The following is a 20,802-nucleotide window of genomic DNA, read 5'->3' as shown; positions in this document are numbered from 1 at the left end:
GGGTTGTGCTGCGTCACGGACACACCGCACACCGACCACCGCGACCGGAACCGCCGGCATCGCGGGAGAGTGCCCCGCTCGGGGCGTTCGAACAGAAAGAGAGAAATCATGGCACCGAAGAAGAAGGTCACTGGTCTGATCAAGCTTCAGATCAAGGCCGGCGCCGCCAACCCGGCCCCGCCGATCGGCCCGGCCCTGGGTCAGCACGGCGTGAACATCATGGAGTTCTGCAAGGCCTACAACGCGGCCACCGAGGCTCAGCGCGGGAACGTCATCCCCGTCGAGATCACGGTCTACGAGGACCGCTCGTTCACCTTCATCCTGAAGACCCCGCCCGCCGCCGAGCTCATCAAGAAGGCCGCCGGCGTCGCCAAGGGCTCGGGCGTCCCGCACACCACCAAGGTCGGCAAGATCACGCCCGCCCAGGTCCGCGAGATCGCCGAGACGAAGATGGCCGACCTCAACGCCAACGACCTCGACGCCGCGTCGAAGATCATCGCGGGCACCGCCCGCTCGATGGGCATCACGGTCGAGTAAGGCCTTCCTCGCCGATCACGCGTCCCACGGGGCCGCTCGCGATCGGCGCAGCGGATGCCGCGCGGCATCCGTTCACCAGAACTCTCATTCGTGGCAGCGCCCGCCAGGCGCGATGACCACACTCTCGCAAGGAGAACCAACATGGCACAGAAGTCCAAGGCCTACCGGGCCGCGGCCGAGAAGATCGAGGCCGGCAAGTACTACACCCCGACCGACGCCGTCGCGCTCGCGAAGGAGACCGGCTCGGCGAAGTTCGACTCGACCGTCGAGGTCGCGCTGAAGCTGGGCGTCGACCCGCGCAAGGCCGACCAGATGGTGCGCGGCACCGTCATCCTCCCGCACGGCACCGGCAAGACCGCTCGCGTCATCGTGTTCGCGACCGGCCCCGCGGCCGAGGCCGCGATCGCGGCCGGCGCCGACGAGGTCGGCGGCGCCGAGCTCATCGAGAAGGTCTCCGGCGGCTACACCGCGTTCGACGCGGCCGTCGCCACGCCTGAGCTCATGGGCCAGGTCGGCCGTCTCGGCAAGGTCCTCGGCCCGCGCGGCCTCATGCCGAACCCGAAGACCGGCACCGTGACCCCGAACCCGGCGAAGGCCGTCGAGGACATCAAGGGCGGCAAGATCGAGTTCCGCGTCGACAAGCACGCCAACGTGCACTTCGTCGTCGGCAAGTCGTCCTTCACGCAGCAGCAGCTCGATGAGAACATCACGACCGCGCTCGAGGAGATCGTCCGCCTCAAGCCGTCGAGCGCCAAGGGCCGCTACATCCAGAAGGGCGCCGTGTCGACCACGTTCGGCCCCGGCATCCCGCTGGACGTCAACGCCATCTGAGTCGACCCCGACTCGTCACGAGGGGCCCGCCGGTTCGCCGGCGGGCCCCTCGTCATTCCGTCGGGCCTCCTTGCGGCCGCGGCGCGCGCGGCGTTAGCTTGTGCCTCGGCGGCCGTTCCGGGCTGGACGGCTCCCGGGGGCGGCCGCGGAGGAGCACGATGACGTCGCCGAGCGCGCTCGAGGCCGGCAGGACCGCGGCAGGGGAGCTGCGGTGGGCAGATGCGGTCGAATACCTCGCCCGGGCCGACGCGGACGGTGGGCTCGGCGCCGCCGACCTCGAGCTCCTCTCGACCGCGGCGATCCTCCGCGGCGACCGGGACTCCGCGTTCGACGCCGGCGCGCGGGCGTACGGCGGGTACCTCGAGGCATCCGACGGCGCCGCAGCGGCGAGGTGGGCCGCGTGGATGGCGTTCGAGCTCTTCGAGGTCGGCGACCGTTCCGAATCGCAGACATGGTCCTCCCGCGCGATGCAGATCGCCGCCGGACTCGACGATCCGCTGCTGTCCGCGACCGTCCGATTGGGACCGGCGGTGGCCCAGTTGAACAGCGGTGACCTGTCCGAGGGTCGCCGCATGGGCGAGGAGAGCCTCGCCGTCGCCGAACGACACGGGGACCAGGCACTCATCGCGAGCGCCTCGCTGGTGGTCGCGAAGGCGCTCATCGCCGGCGGCGAGCTCACCGAGGCGCTCGCGATCCATGACCGCACGATGGACCTGATCGAGGCCGGCGGGACCGGGCCGTTCCAGACGGGCGACGTGCTGTGCGCCATGATCTCCGACGCGATCATGGCGAGCGACCTCGATCGCGCGACGGCGTGGAGCGAGGCCCTCGACCACTGGTGCCGTTCGCAGCCGTCGCTCGTCACCTTCAGCGGTCAGCGCTCCGCGCTGCTGGCGCAGATCCAGCTGGTCCGTGGGGACTGGGACGCCGCGGCGGCCTCCGCGGAGTCGGCGATGGCGCGATTCCGTGCGGGCGACTTCCGTGCGGCGCACGGCGCGCCGTACGCGCTGGGCGAGGTGCAGCGGCTCCGCGGCGCGTTCCACTCCGCATCCGAATCCTTCCGGCTGGCGCGGGAGTCCGGCTGGGAGCCCCAGCCCGGCTCGGCGCTGCTCCTGTTCGTCATGGGGCGGACCGGGCAGGCCCGGTCCGAGGTCCGTCGGACGCTGGCGGGGGGAGTGCCGTTCATCGGCCGATTCGTGCGCCCCGCCGCCGTCGAGATCGAGGCGGCAGCCGGCGACCTCGACGCCGCCCGCCGGTCACTCGACGAACTGCGAGGATCGGCCGACACGATGGGGACGCCGCTGTTCGACGCGATCGTCGCCCTGGCCGCGGCCCGCGTGCGGTTCGCCTCGGGAGACGCCGTCGGCGCGCTCGCCGACGCCGGGCGGGCGGCGAGCGGGTTCCTGGAGGCCGGTGCGCCATACGAGCGCGCGCGGGCACGACTGGTCGCGGCCGACGCGCACGCCTCGCTCGGCGACCGCGACGCGGCCGACGTGGAGTTCCGCGGAGCTCGCGAGACGTTCCTCGCGCTCGGCGCCGAGCCGGCGCTGGCGGAGGCCGCCGCTCGGATGGGGGAGCGCCGGACCCGGGACCTCACCGCCCGGGAGGCGGAGGTGCTGCAGCTCGTCTCGACGGGGCTCACCAATCGCGGGATCGCGGAGCGGCTCACGCTCAGCGAGCGCACCGTGGACCGGCACCTCAGCAACATCTTCGCCAAGCTCGGCGTCTCGACGAGGTCGGCGGCGACGGCGTACGCGTACGAGCACGGCCTCGTCTGATCCTGCGGCCGTGGCCGCCGCGATGGGCACGCACCGGGCGGCCGGGCGATCGGCATTGCCGCCCGGCGGGCTGCGCGGTACGGTTCGCGGGAGGGCTGCGCCGCGCGGTCGACCGGTCGCGCGGACCGATCCGAGGGCGATGGTCGCTGCGACGATTCTCGAGCAGGCGCGCACCGCGTACGCGGAGCGGCGGTGGAGCGATGCCGTCGATCGGTACGATCGCGCGGAGGGCGGCCCCGCCACGCTGTCGGGCGACGACCTCGACCGGTTCGCCATGGCGGCCGACCTCGTCGGCCTCGGCGAGCGGGTGATCGAGCTGGGCACGCTCGCCCACGAGGCGCACCTGGCCGCCGGCCGCGCGGACCGCGCCGCTTACACCGCGACCTGGATCAGCCTCCAGTCGATGAACTCGGGCAACCCGTCGCAGGGCATGGGGTGGCTCGCACGCGCGCAGCGGCTCATCGAACGACTCGACGAGCCCGGGGCCGCCGCCGGATTCGTGCTCGTCCCTGAGGCGCTGGGCGCGCTCTACGCGGGAGAGGCGGGCCGGGCGATCGAGCTCTTCGGCAGGGCCGGCGAGATCGCCGAACGCACGGACGATCCGGACGTGGCCGCGTTCGCGCTCCTCGGCAGCGGCCAGGCCGCGATCATGGCCGGCGACCCGTCCCGGGGGATCCGGATGCTCGACGAGGTGATGGTCTCGGTCACCGCGGGCGAGGTGGGCCCAGTGCCATCCGGAATCGTGTACTGCGCCGTGATCGGCTACTGCCACCTGACGTTCGAGCTCGGGCGTGCGGTCGAGTGGACGCGTGCGCTCGACCGGTGGTGCGGCGAGCAGCCGTCCCTCGTCGCGTTCAGCGGGCAGTGCCACGCGCACCGCGCCGAGTTGTTCCGCCTGCACGGGGCGTGGACCGACGCCATGACGGCGGCACAGCTCGCCGAGGAGCGACTGGTCGCCGGTGACTTCGGAGCGGCGTTCGGCGCGCACTACCAGCAGGCAGAGGTGCTGCGACTCCGGGGCGAGTTCGACGCCGCGGAGGCGAGGTTCCTGAAGGCCGCGGAGTCGGGCTGGGACCCGCAACCCGGGCTGGCGCTCCTCCGCCTGGACGAAGGCCGGGCGGCGCTCGCCCAGAGCCTGATGCGTCGCAGCGCCCAGGGCGCCGACCCCGCCACCCGATGCCACCTGCTGCCCGCCGTCGTGAGCATCGAGGTGGCCGCGGGCGACCTCGATGCGGCGCGGGCCGCTGCGGACGAGCTGGCCGCGATGCAGCGGTCGAACGCGTCGGTCATGCTCCGCGCGATCGCGGCGTACGCCGACGGAGAGGTCCGGCTCGCCGGCGAGGACGCGGCCGGGGCGTTCACGCGCCTCCGCGCCGCCCGCGAGGCGTGGGTCGAGGTCGGCGCACCCTACGAGGTCGCGCGGTGCCGGGTGCTCATGGCGCGGGCGCATCGCGACCTCGACGAGGACGAGGCCGCGGAGCCCGAGGAGGAGCTGGCCGAGTCGGCGTTCGCGGAACTCGGCGCGGTCGTCGCGCTCGCGGCGCTCGCGCGGCAGCGTGGTGAGCGAGCGCCCGGGGACACCCCCCTGACCGGTCGGGAGGCGGAGGTGCTCCGGTTGGTGGCGCGCGGGATCACCAACCGCGAGATCGCGTCGGAGCTCCACCTCAGCGAGAAGACGGTGGCCCGTCACCTGAGCAACATCTTCGCGAAGCTCGACGTCCCGAGCCGGGCCGCGGCGACGGCCTACGCGTTCGAGCACCGCCTCGTCTGATCGCCTGGGTGCGGGCATGGGTAGAACGACCCATCGGCGTCCGACGCGAAGTTGCGTGCTTCTCCCGACGCGGCCGGGATCGTGCCGCGCGTAGCGTCGCGAGCATGGATGTACCGGTGTTCGCAGGGATGGTCGCGGCCGTCGTGTTCGCGACCGCCAACCTGCCGATGGTGTGGAAGGCCCTCCGCACGCACGACGTGGGGTCGTACAGCCTCGGGAGCATCGTCATGATCAACGGCGCGAACGCCGTGTACTCGCTCTACGTGTTCAGCCTGCCGTTCGGACCGATCTGGCTGCTCCACTCGTTCTACCTGGTGGCCTCGGCGATCATGCTCGTGCTGTGCCTGCAGCAGTTCCACGCACGCGAGCGCGCCGGAACCCCGGGCACGCCCCCCTCGCGGACCCGGAGCCGGAACGCATCGATCAGTGCGTGATCGCGTCGTGGTGCGCGCGCATCGCGGGGCGGATGGCGAGGGCGGCGACGATCACGACGATCGCGCCGCAGATCCACGACATCCACGCGGGCCCGAAGGCGCCCGTCTCCACGTAGCGGCCGACCCACGGCGAGATGATCAGGAGCACGCCCAGTCCGCCCTGCACGTACTCCATCGCGACCGCGCCCGGCCAGGCGAGGTTCACGACGCCCGAGACGACGAGCAGCACGCCGAGCACGAGCATGATCGACACGGATGCTCCCATCTGGGTGAGGAACATCGTCGACAGTGCGACTACCAGACCGGCGGTGATCGCCACCCAGTCTTCCCATCGCGTCCACTTCTTCATGAAAACCAACCTCCTTCAGGTGGTGGCTCCCATATCTGGGTGTCACTTCAACGGTATTCCCGACCGACCGTCCGGTCAATGGGCAGTGATGCGGCACCCCCGCCGCGCAGCCCGGAGTGGTCGAGCCCGACGGCACGGCGTACGCTCGACGCGTGGTCCCCGGCGCATCGCCGGCGGCCCATGACAGGCACGTCGGATGTCACCGCAGCACGCAGCATCGGAACCGACCCTCCTCGTGGTCGGGGGCCGGTGGGGAGGACGACGCCTCGCGATCCCGCCGGGAGCGACCACGGTCGGGCGCGATCCGTCCTGCGGGATCGTCCTGGACGCGGACGGCATGAGTCGCCGGCACGCCCGGCTCCTGCGCGCGGGGGACCACGTGACCATCGAGGATGCGGGCTCCACGAACGGCACCACGGTCAACGGCGACGCGACCGCCGGGCCGCTCGAACTCCACCCCGGCGACCTCGTCCGGTTGGGCTCGCTCGAGATGTCGTACCTCGGGCCGCGGGAGCGACCCCTACCGCGCGTCGTGCTCCGCCGCGGCAGGGTGCGGATCGGGCGGGCCGTCGTCGTCGGCGGGCTGGTCACCCTGATGCTCCTCGGCGTCGGCGTCCTGGTGCAGCTCGCGACCGGCCTGACGGGGGTCGCGGGGTGGATCGCCGCACCGTTGGCGGGAATGGCGGCCGCGCTCGTCCAGCTCGCGAAGGACGCGTTGACCCGGGTGCCCGAGCCGCCGCCGATGCCGGTCGTCGGCGGCGTTCCGGGCGCGGTGGTCGCGCCCAGCCAGGCCGGGGCGGATCCGTCGCCGATGGACCCGGGGTCGGACGGCACCGCGCCGATGGGCTTCGAGGTCCCGAAGCGCACTCGTGGGCTGCCGGTGTTCGTCGCGGCGATCGTCACCGTGCTGGTGCTCGGCGTCGGGGGCGCCGCCCTCGCGTTCGGCGTCGCGACGTTGAGCGGGAACCTCCCGTAGCCGGCGCGTCGACGGGCCGCGGCGCGCGCGACGGCGACCGGTCGCGGCATCCGATCGCCGGCCTCAGCTCAGGACGCGGAAGCCGCGCTCGCCCGTCGGCTCGAGGTCGGCGGTGGAGAGGGAGGTGACCTCTGCGCCCGGCGGGCCCTCGTCGAGCCACGCGAGCATCGCGTCGACGGATGCCGCATCCCCCTCGATCTCGGCCTCGACCGCGCCGTCGTTGCGATTGCGGATCCAGCCCGAGACCCCGAACCGCTGCGCCTCGACGCGCGCGCTGAACCGGAAGCCGACCGCCTGGACGCGGCCGTGGACGATGACGCGCTGCCGGATCATTCGACCCTCCCCTGCGACGAGGGTAGACCGCGTGTCGCGCGACCGCACGGATGCCGCGCCCGCGCCCCGCGCGTACGATGACCGGCATGGGGGAGGTCACCGAGTACGTCGCCGGGCTCCACGAGCCGGCCCGATCGGCGGTCGAGGGCGTGTTCCTCGTCGCGCGCGAGGTGGTGCCGGACGTCGAGGAGGGCCGCAGCTACGGCATGCCTGCGCTGCGCTACGCCGGCAAGCCGCTGCTCGCGGTGATGGAGGCGAAGACGCACATCGGGCTCTATCCGTTCAGTCCGGCGGCGATCGACCAGGCAGCGGACGTGCTCGACGGGTTCGACCGCAGCAAGGGGACCGTCCGGTTCACCCCGGAGCATCCGCTGCCGGAGGAGGCAGTGCGCCGCCTCGTCGGCCTGCGCCGCGACGAGATCGACGCGGCATCCGGCCGCCGACGCGGGTGAGCGCCGAGGAGCGGCCGCGCCTGCTCGGCGCTGCGGTCGACCGGGTGCTCGCCGACACGCTGCGCGACGTGGCCGCGAGGATCACCGAGGGGCGGGTCGCCGACTACATCCCGGAGCTCGCCGACGCGGACCCCGGGGCCTTCGGCGTGTCGATCGCGAGCGTGCTCGGCCGGGCCTACGGGGCGGGCGACGCAGACGCCCCGTTCACGATCCAGTCGGCGTCGAAGCCGTTCGTGTACGCATTCGCGTGCGAGGAGCTCGGAGCGGCGACCGTGCACGAGCGCGTCGGCGTGGAGCCGAGCGGCGAGCCGTTCAACGCGATCAGCCTCGACGAGCGCGGACGCCCCGAGAACCCGTTCATCAACGCCGGTGCGATCGTGACCACCTCCCTCGTTCCCGCCGATGACGCCGACGAGCGATACCGGAGGATCCGCGACGTGCTCTCGCGCTTCGCCGGGCGCGAGCTCGACCTGGACGACGAGGTGTACCGGTCCGAGGCGAAGACCGGGCACCGCAACCGCGCGCTGGCGGGACTCGCGCTCGCGGCGGGCTCCCTCGCCACCGGTGACGTCGATGCCGCGACCGATCCGTACTTCCGGCAGTGCGCGCTCCGCGTGACCACGGCCGACCTCGCCATCATGGGTGCCACGCTGGCGAACGGCGGCATGAACCCGATCACTCGCGACCGCGTGGTCGGCGAACGGGCGGCACGGGACACGCTGTCGGTGATGGCGACCTGCGGCATGTACGACCGGTCGGGCGCGTGGGCGTTCCGCGTCGGGATGCCGGCGAAGTCGGGCGTGGGCGGCGGCATCGTGGCCGTGCGGCCCGGCGAGTTCGGCGTGGGCGTCTACGCACCGCCCCTCGACGAAGCGGGCAACAGCGCCCGCGGCGTCGCCATGCTCGAGGCGCTCTCCGACCGGTTCGGGCTGCACATGTTCGACCACGTCGCCGAGCCCGTCTCGCCGGTCGCCGAGGTCGACGTCGATGCCGAGGCGGGGACGGTCACGTTCGACCTCCGTGGCGAGCTCGACTTCGTCGCCGCGGAGCAGATCGTCCACGACGTCGGACGGGTGCTCCAGCACACCGACGCCCGAGTCGTGCGCCTCGACTTCGGCGACGTCACCGTCGTCGCCGGCGTCGCGGAGCAGCTGCTCGGCGAGACCGCCGCTGCTGCGGAGGCGGCGGGCGTCGAGGTGCACGCCGTCGGCGCACCAGACCGGGTGCTCGAGCTGTTCGGACTCGCCGAACGCGACTGACGCCCTGCGCGAGGCCAGCGCAGCGTTCCGACGCGCCGACCCGTCGCGCGCCCGGACGGCGAGGCGCCCCGGGGCGGTTGCCCCGGGGCGCCTCGCTGGTTCGACGGTCGATCAGCCGATGCGGATCATCTTCTTGTTCACGAACTCGTCGGCGCCGAAGCGGCCGAGCTCGCGGCCCGAGCCGGAGCGCTTGACGCCGCCGAAGGGCAGCTCTGCGCCGTCGGCGAGCACGAGGTTCACGAAGACCATGCCGGCCTCGATCGAGTCGGCGACGCGCATCGCCTGCTCCTGGTCGGTCGTGTAGACGTACGAGCCGAGGCCGAACGGGATGTCGTTCGCGAGGCGGACGGCCTCCGCCTCGTCGGCGGCGCGGTAGACCTGCGCGACCGGGCCGAAGAACTCCTCCTTCGAGGCCGGGTTCTCGGGCGTGACGTCCGTCAGCACCGTGGTCTGGAAGAACGCGCCGTCGCGCGAGCCGCCGTGCACGAGCGTGGCGCCGTGCTCGACCGCGCGCTTGACCTGGTCGTCGAGACCCTCGGCGGCCTTCAGCGAGGAGAGCGGGCCGAGCGCCGAGTCCGATGAGGTCGGGTCGGTCGCCTCGACCTCGGCGATCTTCGCCGTGAACTTCTCGAGGAAGGGCTCGTAGAGTTCGTCGATCACGATGAAGCGCTTTGCCGCGTTGCACGACTGGCCGTTGTTGTCGAGGCGCGCGTCGACCGCGTTCTGCACGGTCGCGTCGAGGTCGTCGGTCGAGAGCAGGATGAAGGGGTCGGACCCGCCGAGCTCGAGCACGACCTTCTTCAGGTGCTTGCCCGCGAGCTCGGCGACGGCCGCACCGGCGCGCTCGGACCCGGTGAGCGAGACGCCCTGCACGCGCGGGTCGGCGATCACGGTCGCGATCTGGTCGTGCGACGCGTAGACGTTCACGTAGACGCCCTCGGGCGCGCCGGCGTTGCGGAAGATCTGCTCGATCGCGGCGGCCGACTCGGGGCACTGCTCGGCGTGCTTCAGGATGATCGTGTTCCCGATGATCACGTTCGGGCCCGCGAAGCGCGCGACCTGGTAGTACGGGAAGTTCCACGGCATCACGCCGAGGAGCGGGCCGAGCGAGCTGCGGCGGATGACCGCCGACCCCTCGCCGTCGAGGAGGGCGACGGGCTCGTCCTTCAGGAACTCGGCGGCGTTGTCGGCGTAGTACTCGTAGATCGCACCGGCGAAGTCGGCCTCTGCGAGGGCCTGCTCGATGGGCTTGCCCATCTCGCGCACGATGATCTCGGCGAGCTCCTGGCGGCGCTCGACGTGCAGTTCGCCGACGCGGCGGATCAGGGCGGCGCGCTCCTCGACCGTGGTCGACTTGGCCCACGTGCGGTGCGCCTCGGCGGCGCTCGCGATCGCGGCCTCGAGCTCGGCGTCGGTGATGGTCGGATACGTCTTGACCGTCTCTCCGGTGGCCGGGTTGACGACGGCGTAGTTCGTCATGGGACTCCTCTGGGTTTCGGTGCACTCGTCAGCCCGGACGGCGACGACGGTGCACGCCGCCTCCAAGCCTAGGCCGATCCACGGGGAAGGCGATCGACGCGATGGCGCATCGGCGGGAGCTGATGGACGTGCTGTACAACGGGGCCCTCGAGGCCCGTGGGTATGGTGACGGAGGGACCCGCGCGGGCCGGGTCCGATCGCCGAGGAGGGCGGATGGCTGAGGCGGACCGGGTCGTGGACGGCGCGCTGCGGGGCATCCGCGTCGCCGACTTCTCGCGCGTGCTCGCCGGGCCCTACGCGACCATGATGCTCGCCGACTTCGGCGCGGACGTCATCAAGGTCGAGCCCCCCGCGGGCGACGACACGCGTCACTGGAGCCCGCCCGTCGACGCGACCGGCCGCGCCACGTACTTCGGCGGCGTGAACCGGAACAAGCGCTCGGTCGCGCTCGACCTGACGGATGCCGCGGGGCTCGCCGAGGCGCGCCGGCTCGCGGCGACCGCCGACGTGGTCGTCGAGAACTTCCGGCCCGGCGTCATGGCCCGCTTCGGCCTCGCGTACCCCGAGGTGCGCGAACTGAATCCCGGCGTGGTCTACTGCTCCATCACGGGCTTCGGCGCGGGCGAGGGCGCGGCGCTCGCCGGGTACGACCTCCTCGTGCAGGCCGTCGGCGGACTGATGAGCATCACGGGCGACCCCGACGGCGAGCCGTCGAAGGTCGGCGTCGCGCTCGTCGACGTGCTCACCGGGCAGAACGCCGTCGCCGGCATCCTGCTCGCGCTCCGCGAGCGCGACCGGACCGGGGAAGGGCGCCTCGTCGAGGTGAACCTCCTGCAGAGCCTGCTCTCCGCGCTCACCAACCAGGCGTCGTCGACGCTCGCGACGGGCCGGCCTCCGCGACGGCTCGGCAACCAGCACCCGAGCATCGCGCCGTACGCCGTGTTCCGCGCGGCCGATCGCGAGCTCGTCATCGCGGTGGGCAACGACCGCCAGTTCGCCGCGCTCGCGGACGTCCTCGGGCTCTCGGGCCTCGTCGAGGACGCGCGGTTCCGCACGAACGCCGATCGCGTCGCGCACCGCGACGAGCTGCACGAGACGCTCGAGCGGGCGCTGGCCGCGGCATCCGCTGGGCACTGGGCCGACGCGCTCACGGTCGCCGGCGTGCCGGCCGGGCTCGTGAACGACGTGGCCGAGGCGATCTCCTTCGCCGACGCACTCGGGCTCGACGCGGTCGCCGAGACCCGTGAGGAGGACGACGCGTCGTCGCCGCACCGGTCGATCGCGAACCCCATCCGGCTCGGCGGCGACGGCGCGCGGTACCGCACCCCACCGCCCGCACTCGACGCCCACCACGGCGCCGACTGGCTCCCGCGCGGCTGACCGCGACATCCGCCCTCGAGGCCCACGACCACCTGGAAGGACCGACATGACCGCCACCGATTCCGACACGACCGTGATCGCACCCCGCATCGACGCGGTCTTCGACCTCGACGCCCTGCTCACCGAGGACGAGCTGGCATGGCGCGACCGGGCGCGACGGTTCGCGCAGGAGCGCATCGCACCCGTCATCGAGCAGGACTTCGAGGACAAGCACTTCCGTCGCGAGCTCGTGCGCGAGGCCGGCGAGCTCGGCTTCCTCGGCATGCACCTGACCGGGTACGGATGCGCCGGGGCCGGCGCCGTCGCCTACGGGCTCGTCTGCCTCGAGCTCGAGGCCGCCGACTCGGGCTGGCGCACGTTCGTGTCGGTGCAGGGCTCGCTCGCCATGAGCGCCATCCACAAGTACGGGTCGGAGGCGCAGAAGGAGCGGTGGCTGCCCGGCATGGCCGCCGGCGAGCTCATCGGATGCTTCGCGCTCACCGAGCCGCAGGGCGGCAGCGACCCCGCGGCGATGACGACGACCGCGCGGCGCGAGGGCGACGAGTGGGTCGTCGACGGCGCGAAGCGCTGGATCGGGCTCGCGTCGCTCGCCGACGTCGCCGTCGTCTGGGCGAAGGTCGACGACGAGGGCGGCGACGACCACGGGGTCGTCCGCGGCTTCCTCGTGCCGACCGCGACGCCCGGGTTCACGGCGACGCCGATCGACGGCAAGCTCTCGATGCGGGCGTCGGTGCAGTGCGACGTGACCTTCGAGGGGGTGCGACTGGCCGGCGACGCGATGCTGCCCGGCGCGCGCGGCCTGTCGGGCCCGTTCGGATGCCTCAACGAAGCGCGCTACGGCATCGTCTGGGGCGCGATGGGCGCGGCCCGGTCGTGCCTCGAGTCCGCGCTCGGGCGCTCGATCTCGCGCGAGGTGTTCGGCAGGCCGATCGGCGCGAACCAGCTGATCCAGGCCAAGCTCGCCGACATGCTCGTCGAGGTCGAGAAGGGCGTGCTGCTCGCGCTGCACCTCGGCCGGCTCAGGGAGCGCGGCGCGCTGACGCCCGCCCAGATCTCGGTCGGCAAGCTCAACTCGGTGCGCGAGGCGCTGCGCATCGCGCACGAGGCGCGCGCGATCCTCGCCGGCGACGGCATCACGAACGAGTTCCCCGTGATGCGGCACGCCGCCAACCTCGAGTCGGTGCGCACGTACGAGGGCACCGACGAGGTGCACCAGCTCGTCATCGGCAGGGCTCTGACCGGCCTGAGCGCCTTCTAGGCGGGCGGCCCGCCCGCTCGGGCGTCGTGCGCTCCGCGAGGGGATGCCGGTCGCACCGCTCGTCGCGTCCAGCGGTGCATTCGGCATTCTCTCGTCGCACGGCGCATCAGCAGTGCCGGCGGGTGCGCGAGCGATTGTGGGGAAACCACGACGAACGAGCGGATGCCGCAGCGGCGCGTCACACTGATCGGATGCGCATGACCCCACGACGACTCGCGATCGGCATGAGCCTCTGGGCACCCAACCTGTTCAGCGGCATCCGGGTGCGGCGATTCGCGCCCGACTGGACCAGCGCCGAGGTGGCGCTGCACGTCAACCTGTTCACGCGGAACTACGTGAACACCGCGTTCGGCGGGTCGATGTCGGCCATGACCGACCCGTACTTCTTCATGCTCGTGCGGCACCAGCTCGGCGGCGACTTCGTCGTGTGGGACACGCGCGGCGAGATCGAGTTCGTGAAGCCCGGCCGGGGCGTGCTCACGGCCAGGTTCGAGGTGCCGCGCGAACGCGTCGAGGAGCTGCGGCGACGCGCGCACGGCGGCGCGAAGGTGCTCGAGTGGTTCGAGACCGACATCGTCGATGCCGACGGCGACGTGGTCGCGCGGGTCCGCCGCGAGGTGTACGTGCGCGAAAAGCGCCGCGTCACCGAGGCGCGAACCGCCTGAGGTCCCGGCGAGCGGCGAGGCCGGCACCCCTGACGGGTGCCGGCCTCGGTCGTGTCCGGCGCTCGGCGCCGGGCACGGTCAACTGTTGATGCCGGGGATCACCAGCCAGCGGTTCTCGAGCACGATCCAGATCGCCACGAGCACCAGGGCGATGATCGTGAGGGTCATGCCGAGGCGTCCGCGCATGATCAGGGCGACGACGAGCACGACGAGCGTCGCGATGCCCAGCACCAGCGACCCGAAGGGGATGCCGGTGAGGAACAGCGACAGCACGAAGAGGCCGGCGACGATGATCTCGATGATGCCGATCACCGTCGATCCGCCGCGGGCGCGCAGGCGCCAGATGCCGTCGACGATCGCGAGGACGCCGCCGGCGAGGGCGATGAGGAGGAGCCAGGAGAGCGTGATCATTCAGGTTCCTTCGGTTCTGCGGGGGCGGTGCGACGAGGGGATCCGCCCCTCGACCGCGCCAGCCTAGCCACGCGGACAAGAGCCTCGCGGCCCATTGCGCGCGAGGCCGCGGACCGTGTATGCCCGCGCGCGCATGGGCCGATCGCCGCCGCTCCGGACGGCCGGCCGGACTCGCGTCGACTGCGAATCCGGCCCGATCGGAAATGAAACTCGGCGTCGCGCGGTTTCACCCCGTGGCCCCGGCCGTGCCGGACTCATCGGCATCCGCCGGGGCTCACCGCCGCCTGCGGCCGCCGGCGTCATCCGCCGGCACCTTCCACGTCACGAACGGAGCACCATCCATGACTCGCACCCGCACCCTGCTCGGCCTCGCCGCCGCATCCGCCGCCGTCCTCGCGCTCGCCGCGTGCTCGACGAGCGACGGGGCGTCAGGTGGGTCGGATGCCGCGGGCGACGAGTTCGGCCTCGTCCAGGCCGGTACGCTCACCGTCGCGACCGAGGGGACGTACCGTCCGTTCAGCTACCACGAGGACGGTTCGGGCGACCTGGTCGGCTACGACGTCGAGGTGGCCGAAGCCGTCGCCGACGAGCTCGGCCTCGAGATCGCCTTCCAGGAGACGCAGTGGGACGCGATCTTCGCGGGCCTCGACGCCGGGCGCTTCGACGTCATCGCGAACCAGGTCTCGATCACGCCGGAGCGCGAGGAGCAGTACCTCTTCAGCACGCCCTACACGATCTCGCGCGGCGTCATCGTCGTGAACGAGGGCGACACGTCGATCACGTCGTTCGACGACCTCGCCGGCAAGACCACCGCGCAGTCGCTCACGAGCAACTGGTACGAGCTCGCGACCGAGTCCGGCGCGAACGTCGAGGCCGTCGAGGGCTGGGCGCAGGCCGTGTCCCTGCTCCAGCAGGGACGCGTCGATGCCACCGTCAACGACCGGCTCACGTTCCTCGACTACGTGAACACGACGCCGGATGCCGCGATCGAGGCCGCCGTCGAGACCGACGAGTCGTCCGAGAGCGCGTTCGCGCTGACGCAGGACAAGGACGCGCTCGTCGCCGCGATCGACGAGGCGCTCGCGACGCTGCTGGCCGACGGCACGCTCGCCGAGATCGGCGAGAAGTACTTCGGCGCCGACGTCACCGAGTAGCCTGTCGCCGTCCCAGGAAGGCGGTGATCCCGTGAACGAGGGCCTGCAACTGTTCCTCGAGTCGTTCTGGCCGATCGTGTGGGGCGGGATCACCGGCACGATCCCGCTGGCGCTCGCGTCGTTCGCGATCGGACTCGCGCTCGCGCTCGCCGTCGCGCTCATGCGGCTGTCGAGGAACCGGGTGGTGTCGGGGATCGCCCGGTTCTACATCTCGGTGATCCGCGGAACCCCGCTGCTCGTGCAGCTGTTCGTGATCTTCTACGGCCTGCCCGCGATCGGGCTCGTGATCGACCCCTGGCCGAGCGCGATCATCGCGTTCTCGCTGAACGTGGGCGGCTATGCGGCCGAGGTGATCCGCGCCGCGATCCTGTCGGTCCCGAAGGGGCAGTGGGAGGCGGCGTACACGATCGGCATGTCGCGGTCGACCGCGCTGCGCCGGGTCATCCTGCCCCAGGCGGCCCGCGTCTCGGTGCCGCCGCTGTCGAACACGTTCATCTCGCTCGTGAAGGACACGTCGCTCGCGTCGCTGATCCTCGTGACCGAGCTGTTCCGCGTCGCCCAGCAGATCGCGGCGTTCAGCCAGCAGTTCATGCTGCTGTACCTCGAGGCCGCGCTGATCTACTGGCTGTTCTGCCTGGCGCTCTCCGGCGGGCAGACGCGCCTGGAGAAGAGGTTGGACCGCTATGTCGCCCACTGACGCACGCGTGCTGCTCTCGGCACGCGGCATCCGCAAGTCGTTCGGGTCGAACGAGGTGCTGCGCGGCATCGACTTCTCGGTCCGGCGCGGCGAGGTCGTGACGCTCATCGGACCGAGCGGGTCCGGCAAGACGACCGTGCTCCGCTCGCTCAACGGGCTCGAGACGCCGGATGCCGGCACGCTCGAGTTCGACGGCGGGCCGGCGATCGACTTCGCCCGGCCGCCCGCGAAGGCCGAGCGCCTGGCGATGCGCGACCGGTCGGCGATGGTCTTCCAGCACCACAACCTGTTCCCGCACATGACCGTGCTCGAGAACGTGGTGGAGGGGACGATCCGCGTGCAGCGCATGCCCAAGGCGCAGGCGCTCGCCGAGGCATCCGCCCTGCTCGAACGCGTCGGCCTCGCCGAGAAGCGCGACCAGTACCCGCACGAGCTCTCGGGCGGCCAGCAGCAGCGGGTCGGCATCGTCCGGGCGCTGGCGCTGAAGCCCGACCTGCTGCTCTTCGACGAGCCGACGAGCGCGCTCGATCCCGAGCTCGTCGGCGAGGTGCTGCACGTCATCAAGGAACTCGCCGACGAGGGCTGGACCATGGTCGTCGTGACCCACGAGCTGCAGTTCGCACGGCAGGCGGCCGACGAGGTGCTGTTCATGGACGGAGGCGTCGTCGTCGAACGCGGCGCGCCGCGCGAGATCTTCACGAACCCGCGCGAGGAGCGCACGCGGCGCTTCCTCGACCGGATCCTGCGGCCGCTCGACTGACATCCGAGGCGACCGGCGGGCCGACCGGCGTATCCCCGACGGGCGTGGAGCCGGGGCGACTACCGTGAGGGCATGTCCGCGCGCGTCCTCGGCTCCGGTGCCGGGGCGGGGAGTGCCGCGACGCGGGCGGCGCCGCCGGTCGCGCCCGACGACGCCGGCGCTCCGGCCCGGACCGCTCCCGAGGCCGCCGCGATGGCGCCGGCCCGGACGACCATGTCGCGGCGCGCACTCGGCGCCTTCCGGCTGGCGATCGCGGTCGTCGAGATCGTCGCGCTGATCGGCAACTACCAGTACGTGCTCGAGTTCCCGCTGTTCGCGTCGGTGAACTTCTTCAGCTACTTCACGATCCTGTCGGCGATGCTCGCCGTCGTCGTGCTGCTCGTCGCCGCCGGGTACGCGCTCACCCAGCACCGGGACCCGCCCGTGCTCGCGGCGTTCCGGACGATCGTCACGGTGTACCTGCTGGTCTCGGGGATCGTGTTCGGGCTCATCGCGGTGCAGGCGTCGACGCGCGACTACCGCCTCGACGTGCCGTGGTCGGACACGCTCCTGCACTTCGTCGTGCCCGTGCTCGCGCTCGTCGCGTGGACCGTCGACGCGATCATCGCCGTCAACCCGCCCGTGCCGTGGGCGACGATCGGGCTGGTGCTCGTGTTCCCGAGCGGATGGCTCGTGTACACGCTGATCCGCGGCGCCGACATCGGCTGGTACCCGTACTTCTTCCTCGACGCCAGCCAGGTCGGCGGCCCGCTCGGCGTGGCCGTCTACTGCCTGCTCGTGCTGGTCATCTTCGTCGGGCTGACGTCGGTGCTCGTGGGCGTGCACCGGCGGCTCGCGCTCCGCGGGGTGCGTCGACGCGTCGCGGCCCGGAATCGCGCGAGGAGCCGGGCCGCGGCGCTCGCGGATCGGTGACCGCCGTCCGGCTATCCCGTGGCGAACGGCTCGAGCGCGGCCAGCACCTCCGCGAGGGCGTCGTCGTCGTCGAGCTCCGCGATGCGGCGCGCGTGCTCGGCCGCGAGGACGCCGAGCAGCATCGGGCGTCGCGGATCGACGCCGACATCGAGCCATGCGGCCACCGTCGGGGTCGCGCCGACGAGGGTGAACACGTTCGCGTCGGCGTCGGCCCCCGAGTCGTCGTCGTCGTCGGAGGCGCCCGCTGCAGCGGGCTCGTCGGTCGCGCCGCCCTCGTCGCCCTCCGTGACGTCGCTCTCGGTGCCGTCGGTCGGCGCCGCGGCATCCGCTCGCCAGAACGGCTCGTCGAAGGCGAGCCACACGACGTCGGACGCCCCCATGCCGAGCACGCCGATCGCCCGCTGGTGCAGGAGGGGGAGCGGCGGGTCGAACGCGATCGTGTCGGTCTTCAGCACGCCGATCGACGCGGTCAGCACGACCCGGTGCATGCGCAGCGACTCGCCCGTGTCGAGGCGCAGGCTGACTCCGTCGTCGTCGACCGTGACCGTGGTGACCACGCTCGATCCGGCGATGGCGAGGCCGTCGGCGAGCCGGTCGACGAGGGCCGTCCAGCCGCTGACGACCCGCGAGGTCGGTCGCCAGACCAGGTCGGGGTCGAATCGCTGGGCGGAGACGCGGGTCGGCGCTGCGCCGGTCGTCGGCTCGACGCCGGTCGAGAGCGCGTTCACGAGCCAGTCCCTGGGGCTCAGCCCGTCGGCGCCCGGCTCTCCCGAGATCGGCACCGCGCCCGAGCGGAGCAGCGCGCTCGTGAGCGACACGTCGGCCGAGTTCCCGGCGGCCCACTCCTGCGCGGTGGCGATGGCGTCCCAGCCCGCCGGCGAGGGTTCGGCGACGGAGCCGTCGGGTGTCCGCACCTCGACGACCGGCGTGAAGGGACGGGTCGCCACCCCCGCCTCCGCGAGGACCGGTCGGAGTTCGGCGCCGTCGGACGCGAACACGCTGCCCAGCACGACGGGGCCGCCGAACGCGTCGTCCTCGACCGTGCGCAGCCTCCCGCCGAGGGTCCTCCCGGCCTCGACGACGACGACATCGTGCCCCGCGTCCGCGAGCGTCCGCGCCGCGGCGAGTCCGGCGATGCCGGCGCCGACGACCGCGATGCGGTCGCCCTCGTCGGCGAGGTCGGCGATGGTGCGCGCCGCGCGGATGCCCTCGGCGTAGGCGCCGTGGACCGTTCCGGGCGCGTCGGCCGACGTGCCCTCGCCCGCGATGACCAGCCGGTCGGCGATCGGTTCCGCGAGCGCGCTGCGGAGGGCGGGAGTGGAGCCGACCGCGTCGAAGCTGAAGGCTCCGCGCGTGAACGGGTCGCGGCTCCACCTCGAGCGGAGGAACGCCTCGGGGGCGGGCACGCCGCCCGGGGTCGGCGAGGGCGACGGCGTCGGCGTGGGGGTCGGCGTCGGCGTCGGCGTGGGGGTCGGCGTGCCATCGGTGCACGCGGCGAGGGTCACGGCGAGCCCGCCGAGGGTCGCGGCGAGGAACGCGCGCCGCGGCATCCCCCCTGCGGGCCCCCGTGCGTCCATGTGCCTCAGGCTAGCCGCTCGGGATCGGGCAGCCCGGCATGCACGCTCGGCCGCGCCCGGGAGCGCGCGTGCCGCGGTGCCGCCGAGCCGTCCGACCCGGCGGTGGACGCATGAGGATCCGGGGAACCGGCCCCGGTGAGGCCGTGGACCCCGGATCCTCATGCGCCGGGCGGGGAGTCGGAGCGCTACGCCCCGACTTCGGCGTCCGCGACGTCGAGCGCCGCGTCGATGATGTCGAGCCCGCGGACGAGGTCCTCCTCGCTGATCACGAGCGGCGGCGCGACGTGGAGCCGGTTGAAGTGGACGAACGGCCAGAGGCCCGCCTGCTTGCAGGCCGCGGCGACCCTGCCCATCGGCGCCGCGTCGGCCCCGGCGGCGTTGAACGGCACGAACGGTTCGCGGGTCTCGCGGTCGCGGACGAGCTCGATCGCCCAGAACAGTCCGAGCCCGCGGACCTCGCCCACCGACGGGTGCTTCTCGGCGAGCTCGGCGAGGCGGGGACCGACGACCCGGGCGCCCAGGTCGCGGACGCGCTCGAGGATGCCGTCGCGCTCGAACACCTCGAAGGTCGCCACGCCGGGCGCGCACGCCAGCGGGTGACCCGAGTACGTGAGGCCGCCCATGAACGCCACCGTGTCGAAGTGCGAGGCGATGCGATCCGAGATGACGACGCCGCCGAGCGGCGCGTAGCCCGAGTTCACGCCCTTGGCGAAGGTGATGAGGTCGGGCGTCACGCCGAAGTGGTTCACCGCGAACCACTCGCCGATGCGGCCGAAGCCGACCATGACCTCGTCGGCGATGTAGACGATGCCGTACTCGTCGGCGAGGGCCCGAACCCCCTGCAGGTACCCGGGCGGGGGCACGAGCACGCCGTTCGTGCCGACGACGGTCTCGATGATGATCGCGGCGATCGTCGAGGCGCCCTCGAGGGTGATGACCTGCTCGAGGTGCGCGAGCGCACGCTCGGTCTCCTGCTCGGCCGACTCCGCGTGGAACGACGAGCGGTACGGGTACGGCCCGAGGAAGTGGGCGACGGAGCCGTCGGACGGCTCGTTGCGCCAGCGGCGCGGGTCGCCGGTGAGCGAGATCGCCGTGGCGGTGCCGCCGTGGTAGCTGCGGTACATCGAGAGCACCTTGCGGCGCCCGGTCACCTCGCGGGCCATGCGGACGGCGTACTCGTTCGCGTCGGCGCCGCCGTTGGTGAAGAACACCTTGTCGAGGTCGCCGGGGGCGACCTCGGCGATGCGCCGGGCGAGCTCGCCGCGCACGTCGTTCGCCATCGAGGGCTGGATCGTGGCCAGGCGGCCGGCCTGCTCCTGGATCGCGGCGACGAGGTCGGGGTGCTGGTGGCCGAGGTTGAGGTTCACGAGCTGGCTCGAGAAGTCGAGGTACGCGTTGCCCTGGTAGTCCCGGAACGTCGCGCCGTCGCCGGAGGCGATGGGCAGCGGGTCGATCATCGCCTGCGCGCTCCACGAGTGGAACACGTGGGTGCGGTCGTCGGCGCGGACCTGCGCCTCGGCGGCCGCGTCGGGCAGGGCGCGGCGCGCGCCGTGGCGGTCGACGTACGACGCCGCGGTCGCGGCATCCGTCTGGTCGGTCGCCGCAGTCGCCTCGTCGATCGCGGCCGGGATGAGCGTGTCGGTCATGAGGGGTCCTTTCACCCGGTGAGATGACGCGAACGGTCGTGCGTCGAGCGCGGCACGACCGTTCGCGTCACCTCGGTGGCGGTGTCAGTGGTTCTGGGGGAAGCCGAGGTTGATGCCGCCGTGGGTGGCGGGGTCGAGCCAGC

At 72.6% G+C, this 20,802-nt stretch carries 21 protein-coding genes; 15 read left to right on the top strand and 6 right to left on the bottom strand.

Annotated features, from left to right (window positions below; translation table 11 throughout):
• The first annotated feature begins 108 nt into the window (after positions 1-108).
• The 5 genes from rplK (at position 109) to GJR97_RS05480 (ending at position 5,351) form a co-directional block, all read left to right on the top strand.
• Positions 109-537, top strand: coding sequence for a 50S ribosomal protein L11 (gene rplK / locus GJR97_RS05500; protein ID WP_154345526.1), 429 nt, complete (start codon positions 109-111; stop codon positions 535-537).
• A 141-nt stretch (positions 538-678) separates the two neighbouring features.
• On the top strand, positions 679-1,368 hold the full coding sequence (gene rplA, locus GJR97_RS05495; RefSeq protein ID WP_154345525.1) for a 50S ribosomal protein L1: 690 nt from the start codon (positions 679-681) through the stop codon (positions 1,366-1,368).
• A 158-nt stretch (positions 1,369-1,526) separates the two neighbouring features.
• Entirely contained in the window at positions 1,527-3,146 is a 1,620-nt protein-coding gene (locus GJR97_RS05490; protein WP_154345524.1) for a response regulator transcription factor, read from the top strand.
• Between the two features lie 139 nt (positions 3,147-3,285).
• Positions 3,286-4,917: a response regulator transcription factor gene (locus GJR97_RS05485; protein WP_154345523.1), complete on the top strand. Its 1,632-nt coding sequence runs from the start codon at positions 3,286-3,288 to the stop codon at positions 4,915-4,917.
• Between the two features lie 104 nt (positions 4,918-5,021).
• Positions 5,022-5,351 carry a hypothetical protein gene (locus GJR97_RS05480; protein ID WP_154345522.1) on the top strand — a complete coding sequence of 110 codons (330 nt, stop codon included), beginning with the start codon at positions 5,022-5,024 and terminating at the stop codon, positions 5,349-5,351.
• On the opposite strand, the gene GJR97_RS05475 is transcribed toward GJR97_RS05480, so the two are convergent.
• Positions 5,341-5,700, bottom strand: coding sequence for an SPW repeat domain-containing protein (locus GJR97_RS05475; protein WP_154345521.1), 360 nt, complete (start codon positions 5,698-5,700; stop codon positions 5,341-5,343). The genes GJR97_RS05480 and GJR97_RS05475 overlap by 11 nt on opposite strands.
• Positions 5,701-5,896: 196 nt before the next feature.
• Here GJR97_RS05475 and GJR97_RS05470 point away from each other — a divergent pair, with 196 nt between their 5' ends.
• The gene (locus tag GJR97_RS05470) at positions 5,897-6,676 is read left to right on the top strand and encodes an FHA domain-containing protein (protein ID WP_154345520.1); all 780 of its coding nucleotides are present in this window, start codon (positions 5,897-5,899) and stop codon (positions 6,674-6,676) included.
• 63 nt (positions 6,677-6,739) lie between these two features.
• Here the strand turns inward: GJR97_RS05470 and GJR97_RS05465 are convergent, their stop codons facing one another.
• On the bottom strand, positions 6,740-7,009 hold the full coding sequence (locus GJR97_RS05465; protein WP_154345519.1) for an acylphosphatase: 270 nt from the start codon (positions 7,007-7,009) through the stop codon (positions 6,740-6,742).
• An 86-nt stretch (positions 7,010-7,095) separates the two neighbouring features.
• Here GJR97_RS05465 and GJR97_RS05460 point away from each other — a divergent pair, with 86 nt between their 5' ends.
• The gene (locus GJR97_RS05460) at positions 7,096-7,461 is read left to right on the top strand and encodes an iron chaperone (protein WP_154345518.1); all 366 of its coding nucleotides are present in this window, start codon (positions 7,096-7,098) and stop codon (positions 7,459-7,461) included.
• Entirely contained in the window at positions 7,458-8,720 is a 1,263-nt protein-coding gene (glsA, locus tag GJR97_RS05455; protein ID WP_324613191.1) for a glutaminase A, read from the top strand. The genes GJR97_RS05460 and glsA overlap by 4 nt, the downstream gene beginning before the upstream one ends.
• Positions 8,721-8,831: 111 nt before the next feature.
• Here the strand turns inward: glsA and GJR97_RS05450 are convergent, their stop codons facing one another.
• The gene (locus GJR97_RS05450) at positions 8,832-10,199 is read right to left on the bottom strand and encodes an NAD-dependent succinate-semialdehyde dehydrogenase (protein WP_154345517.1); all 1,368 of its coding nucleotides are present in this window, start codon (positions 10,197-10,199) and stop codon (positions 8,832-8,834) included.
• Positions 10,200-10,412: 213 nt separating this feature from the next.
• On the opposite strand from GJR97_RS05450, the gene GJR97_RS05445 reads away from it, so the two are divergent.
• The 3 genes from GJR97_RS05445 (at position 10,413) to GJR97_RS05435 (ending at position 13,502) form a co-directional block, all read left to right on the top strand.
• Complete coding sequence (locus GJR97_RS05445; RefSeq protein ID WP_229276018.1) at positions 10,413-11,579, top strand: CaiB/BaiF CoA transferase family protein; 1,167 nt, start codon at positions 10,413-10,415, stop codon at positions 11,577-11,579.
• A 46-nt stretch (positions 11,580-11,625) separates the two neighbouring features.
• Complete coding sequence (locus GJR97_RS05440) at positions 11,626-12,837, top strand: acyl-CoA dehydrogenase family protein (protein WP_154345515.1); 1,212 nt, start codon at positions 11,626-11,628, stop codon at positions 12,835-12,837.
• Positions 12,838-13,034: 197 nt separating this feature from the next.
• On the top strand, positions 13,035-13,502 hold the full coding sequence (locus GJR97_RS05435; RefSeq protein ID WP_229276017.1) for a PaaI family thioesterase: 468 nt from the start codon (positions 13,035-13,037) through the stop codon (positions 13,500-13,502).
• A 78-nt stretch (positions 13,503-13,580) separates the two neighbouring features.
• On the opposite strand, the gene GJR97_RS05430 is transcribed toward GJR97_RS05435, so the two are convergent.
• On the bottom strand, positions 13,581-13,913 hold the full coding sequence (locus GJR97_RS05430; protein ID WP_154345513.1) for a hypothetical protein: 333 nt from the start codon (positions 13,911-13,913) through the stop codon (positions 13,581-13,583).
• A 341-nt stretch (positions 13,914-14,254) separates the two neighbouring features.
• Here GJR97_RS05430 and GJR97_RS05425 point away from each other — a divergent pair, with 341 nt between their 5' ends.
• From GJR97_RS05425 to GJR97_RS05410, 4 genes are all read left to right on the top strand, one after another.
• Complete coding sequence (locus tag GJR97_RS05425; protein ID WP_154345512.1) at positions 14,255-15,067, top strand: amino acid ABC transporter substrate-binding protein; 813 nt, start codon at positions 14,255-14,257, stop codon at positions 15,065-15,067.
• A 31-nt stretch (positions 15,068-15,098) separates the two neighbouring features.
• Entirely contained in the window at positions 15,099-15,764 is a 666-nt protein-coding gene (locus GJR97_RS05420) for an amino acid ABC transporter permease (protein WP_324613190.1), read from the top strand.
• Positions 15,751-16,524, top strand: coding sequence for an amino acid ABC transporter ATP-binding protein (locus tag GJR97_RS05415; protein WP_154345511.1), 774 nt, complete (start codon positions 15,751-15,753; stop codon positions 16,522-16,524). The genes GJR97_RS05420 and GJR97_RS05415 overlap by 14 nt, the downstream gene beginning before the upstream one ends.
• A gap of 72 nt (positions 16,525-16,596) precedes the next feature.
• Positions 16,597-17,436 (top strand): Pr6Pr family membrane protein, encoded by an 840-nt coding sequence (locus GJR97_RS05410; protein WP_154345510.1) that lies wholly within the window; start codon positions 16,597-16,599, stop codon positions 17,434-17,436.
• Positions 17,437-17,447: 11 nt separating this feature from the next.
• Here the strand turns inward: GJR97_RS05410 and GJR97_RS18690 are convergent, their stop codons facing one another.
• Positions 17,448-19,013: an FAD-dependent oxidoreductase gene (locus GJR97_RS18690; protein WP_195760613.1), complete on the bottom strand. Its 1,566-nt coding sequence runs from the start codon at positions 19,011-19,013 to the stop codon at positions 17,448-17,450.
• A 185-nt stretch (positions 19,014-19,198) separates the two neighbouring features.
• On the bottom strand, positions 19,199-20,659 hold the full coding sequence (locus tag GJR97_RS05400; protein ID WP_154345508.1) for an aspartate aminotransferase family protein: 1,461 nt from the start codon (positions 20,657-20,659) through the stop codon (positions 19,199-19,201).
• Positions 20,660-20,802: the final 143 nt, after the last annotated feature.

It is taken from the genome of Agromyces kandeliae (genome assembly GCF_009674665.1).
Classification (GTDB): domain Bacteria; phylum Actinomycetota; class Actinomycetes; order Actinomycetales; family Microbacteriaceae; genus Agromyces; species Agromyces kandeliae.
This window is presented reverse-complemented; position numbering and strand designations above follow the sequence as displayed.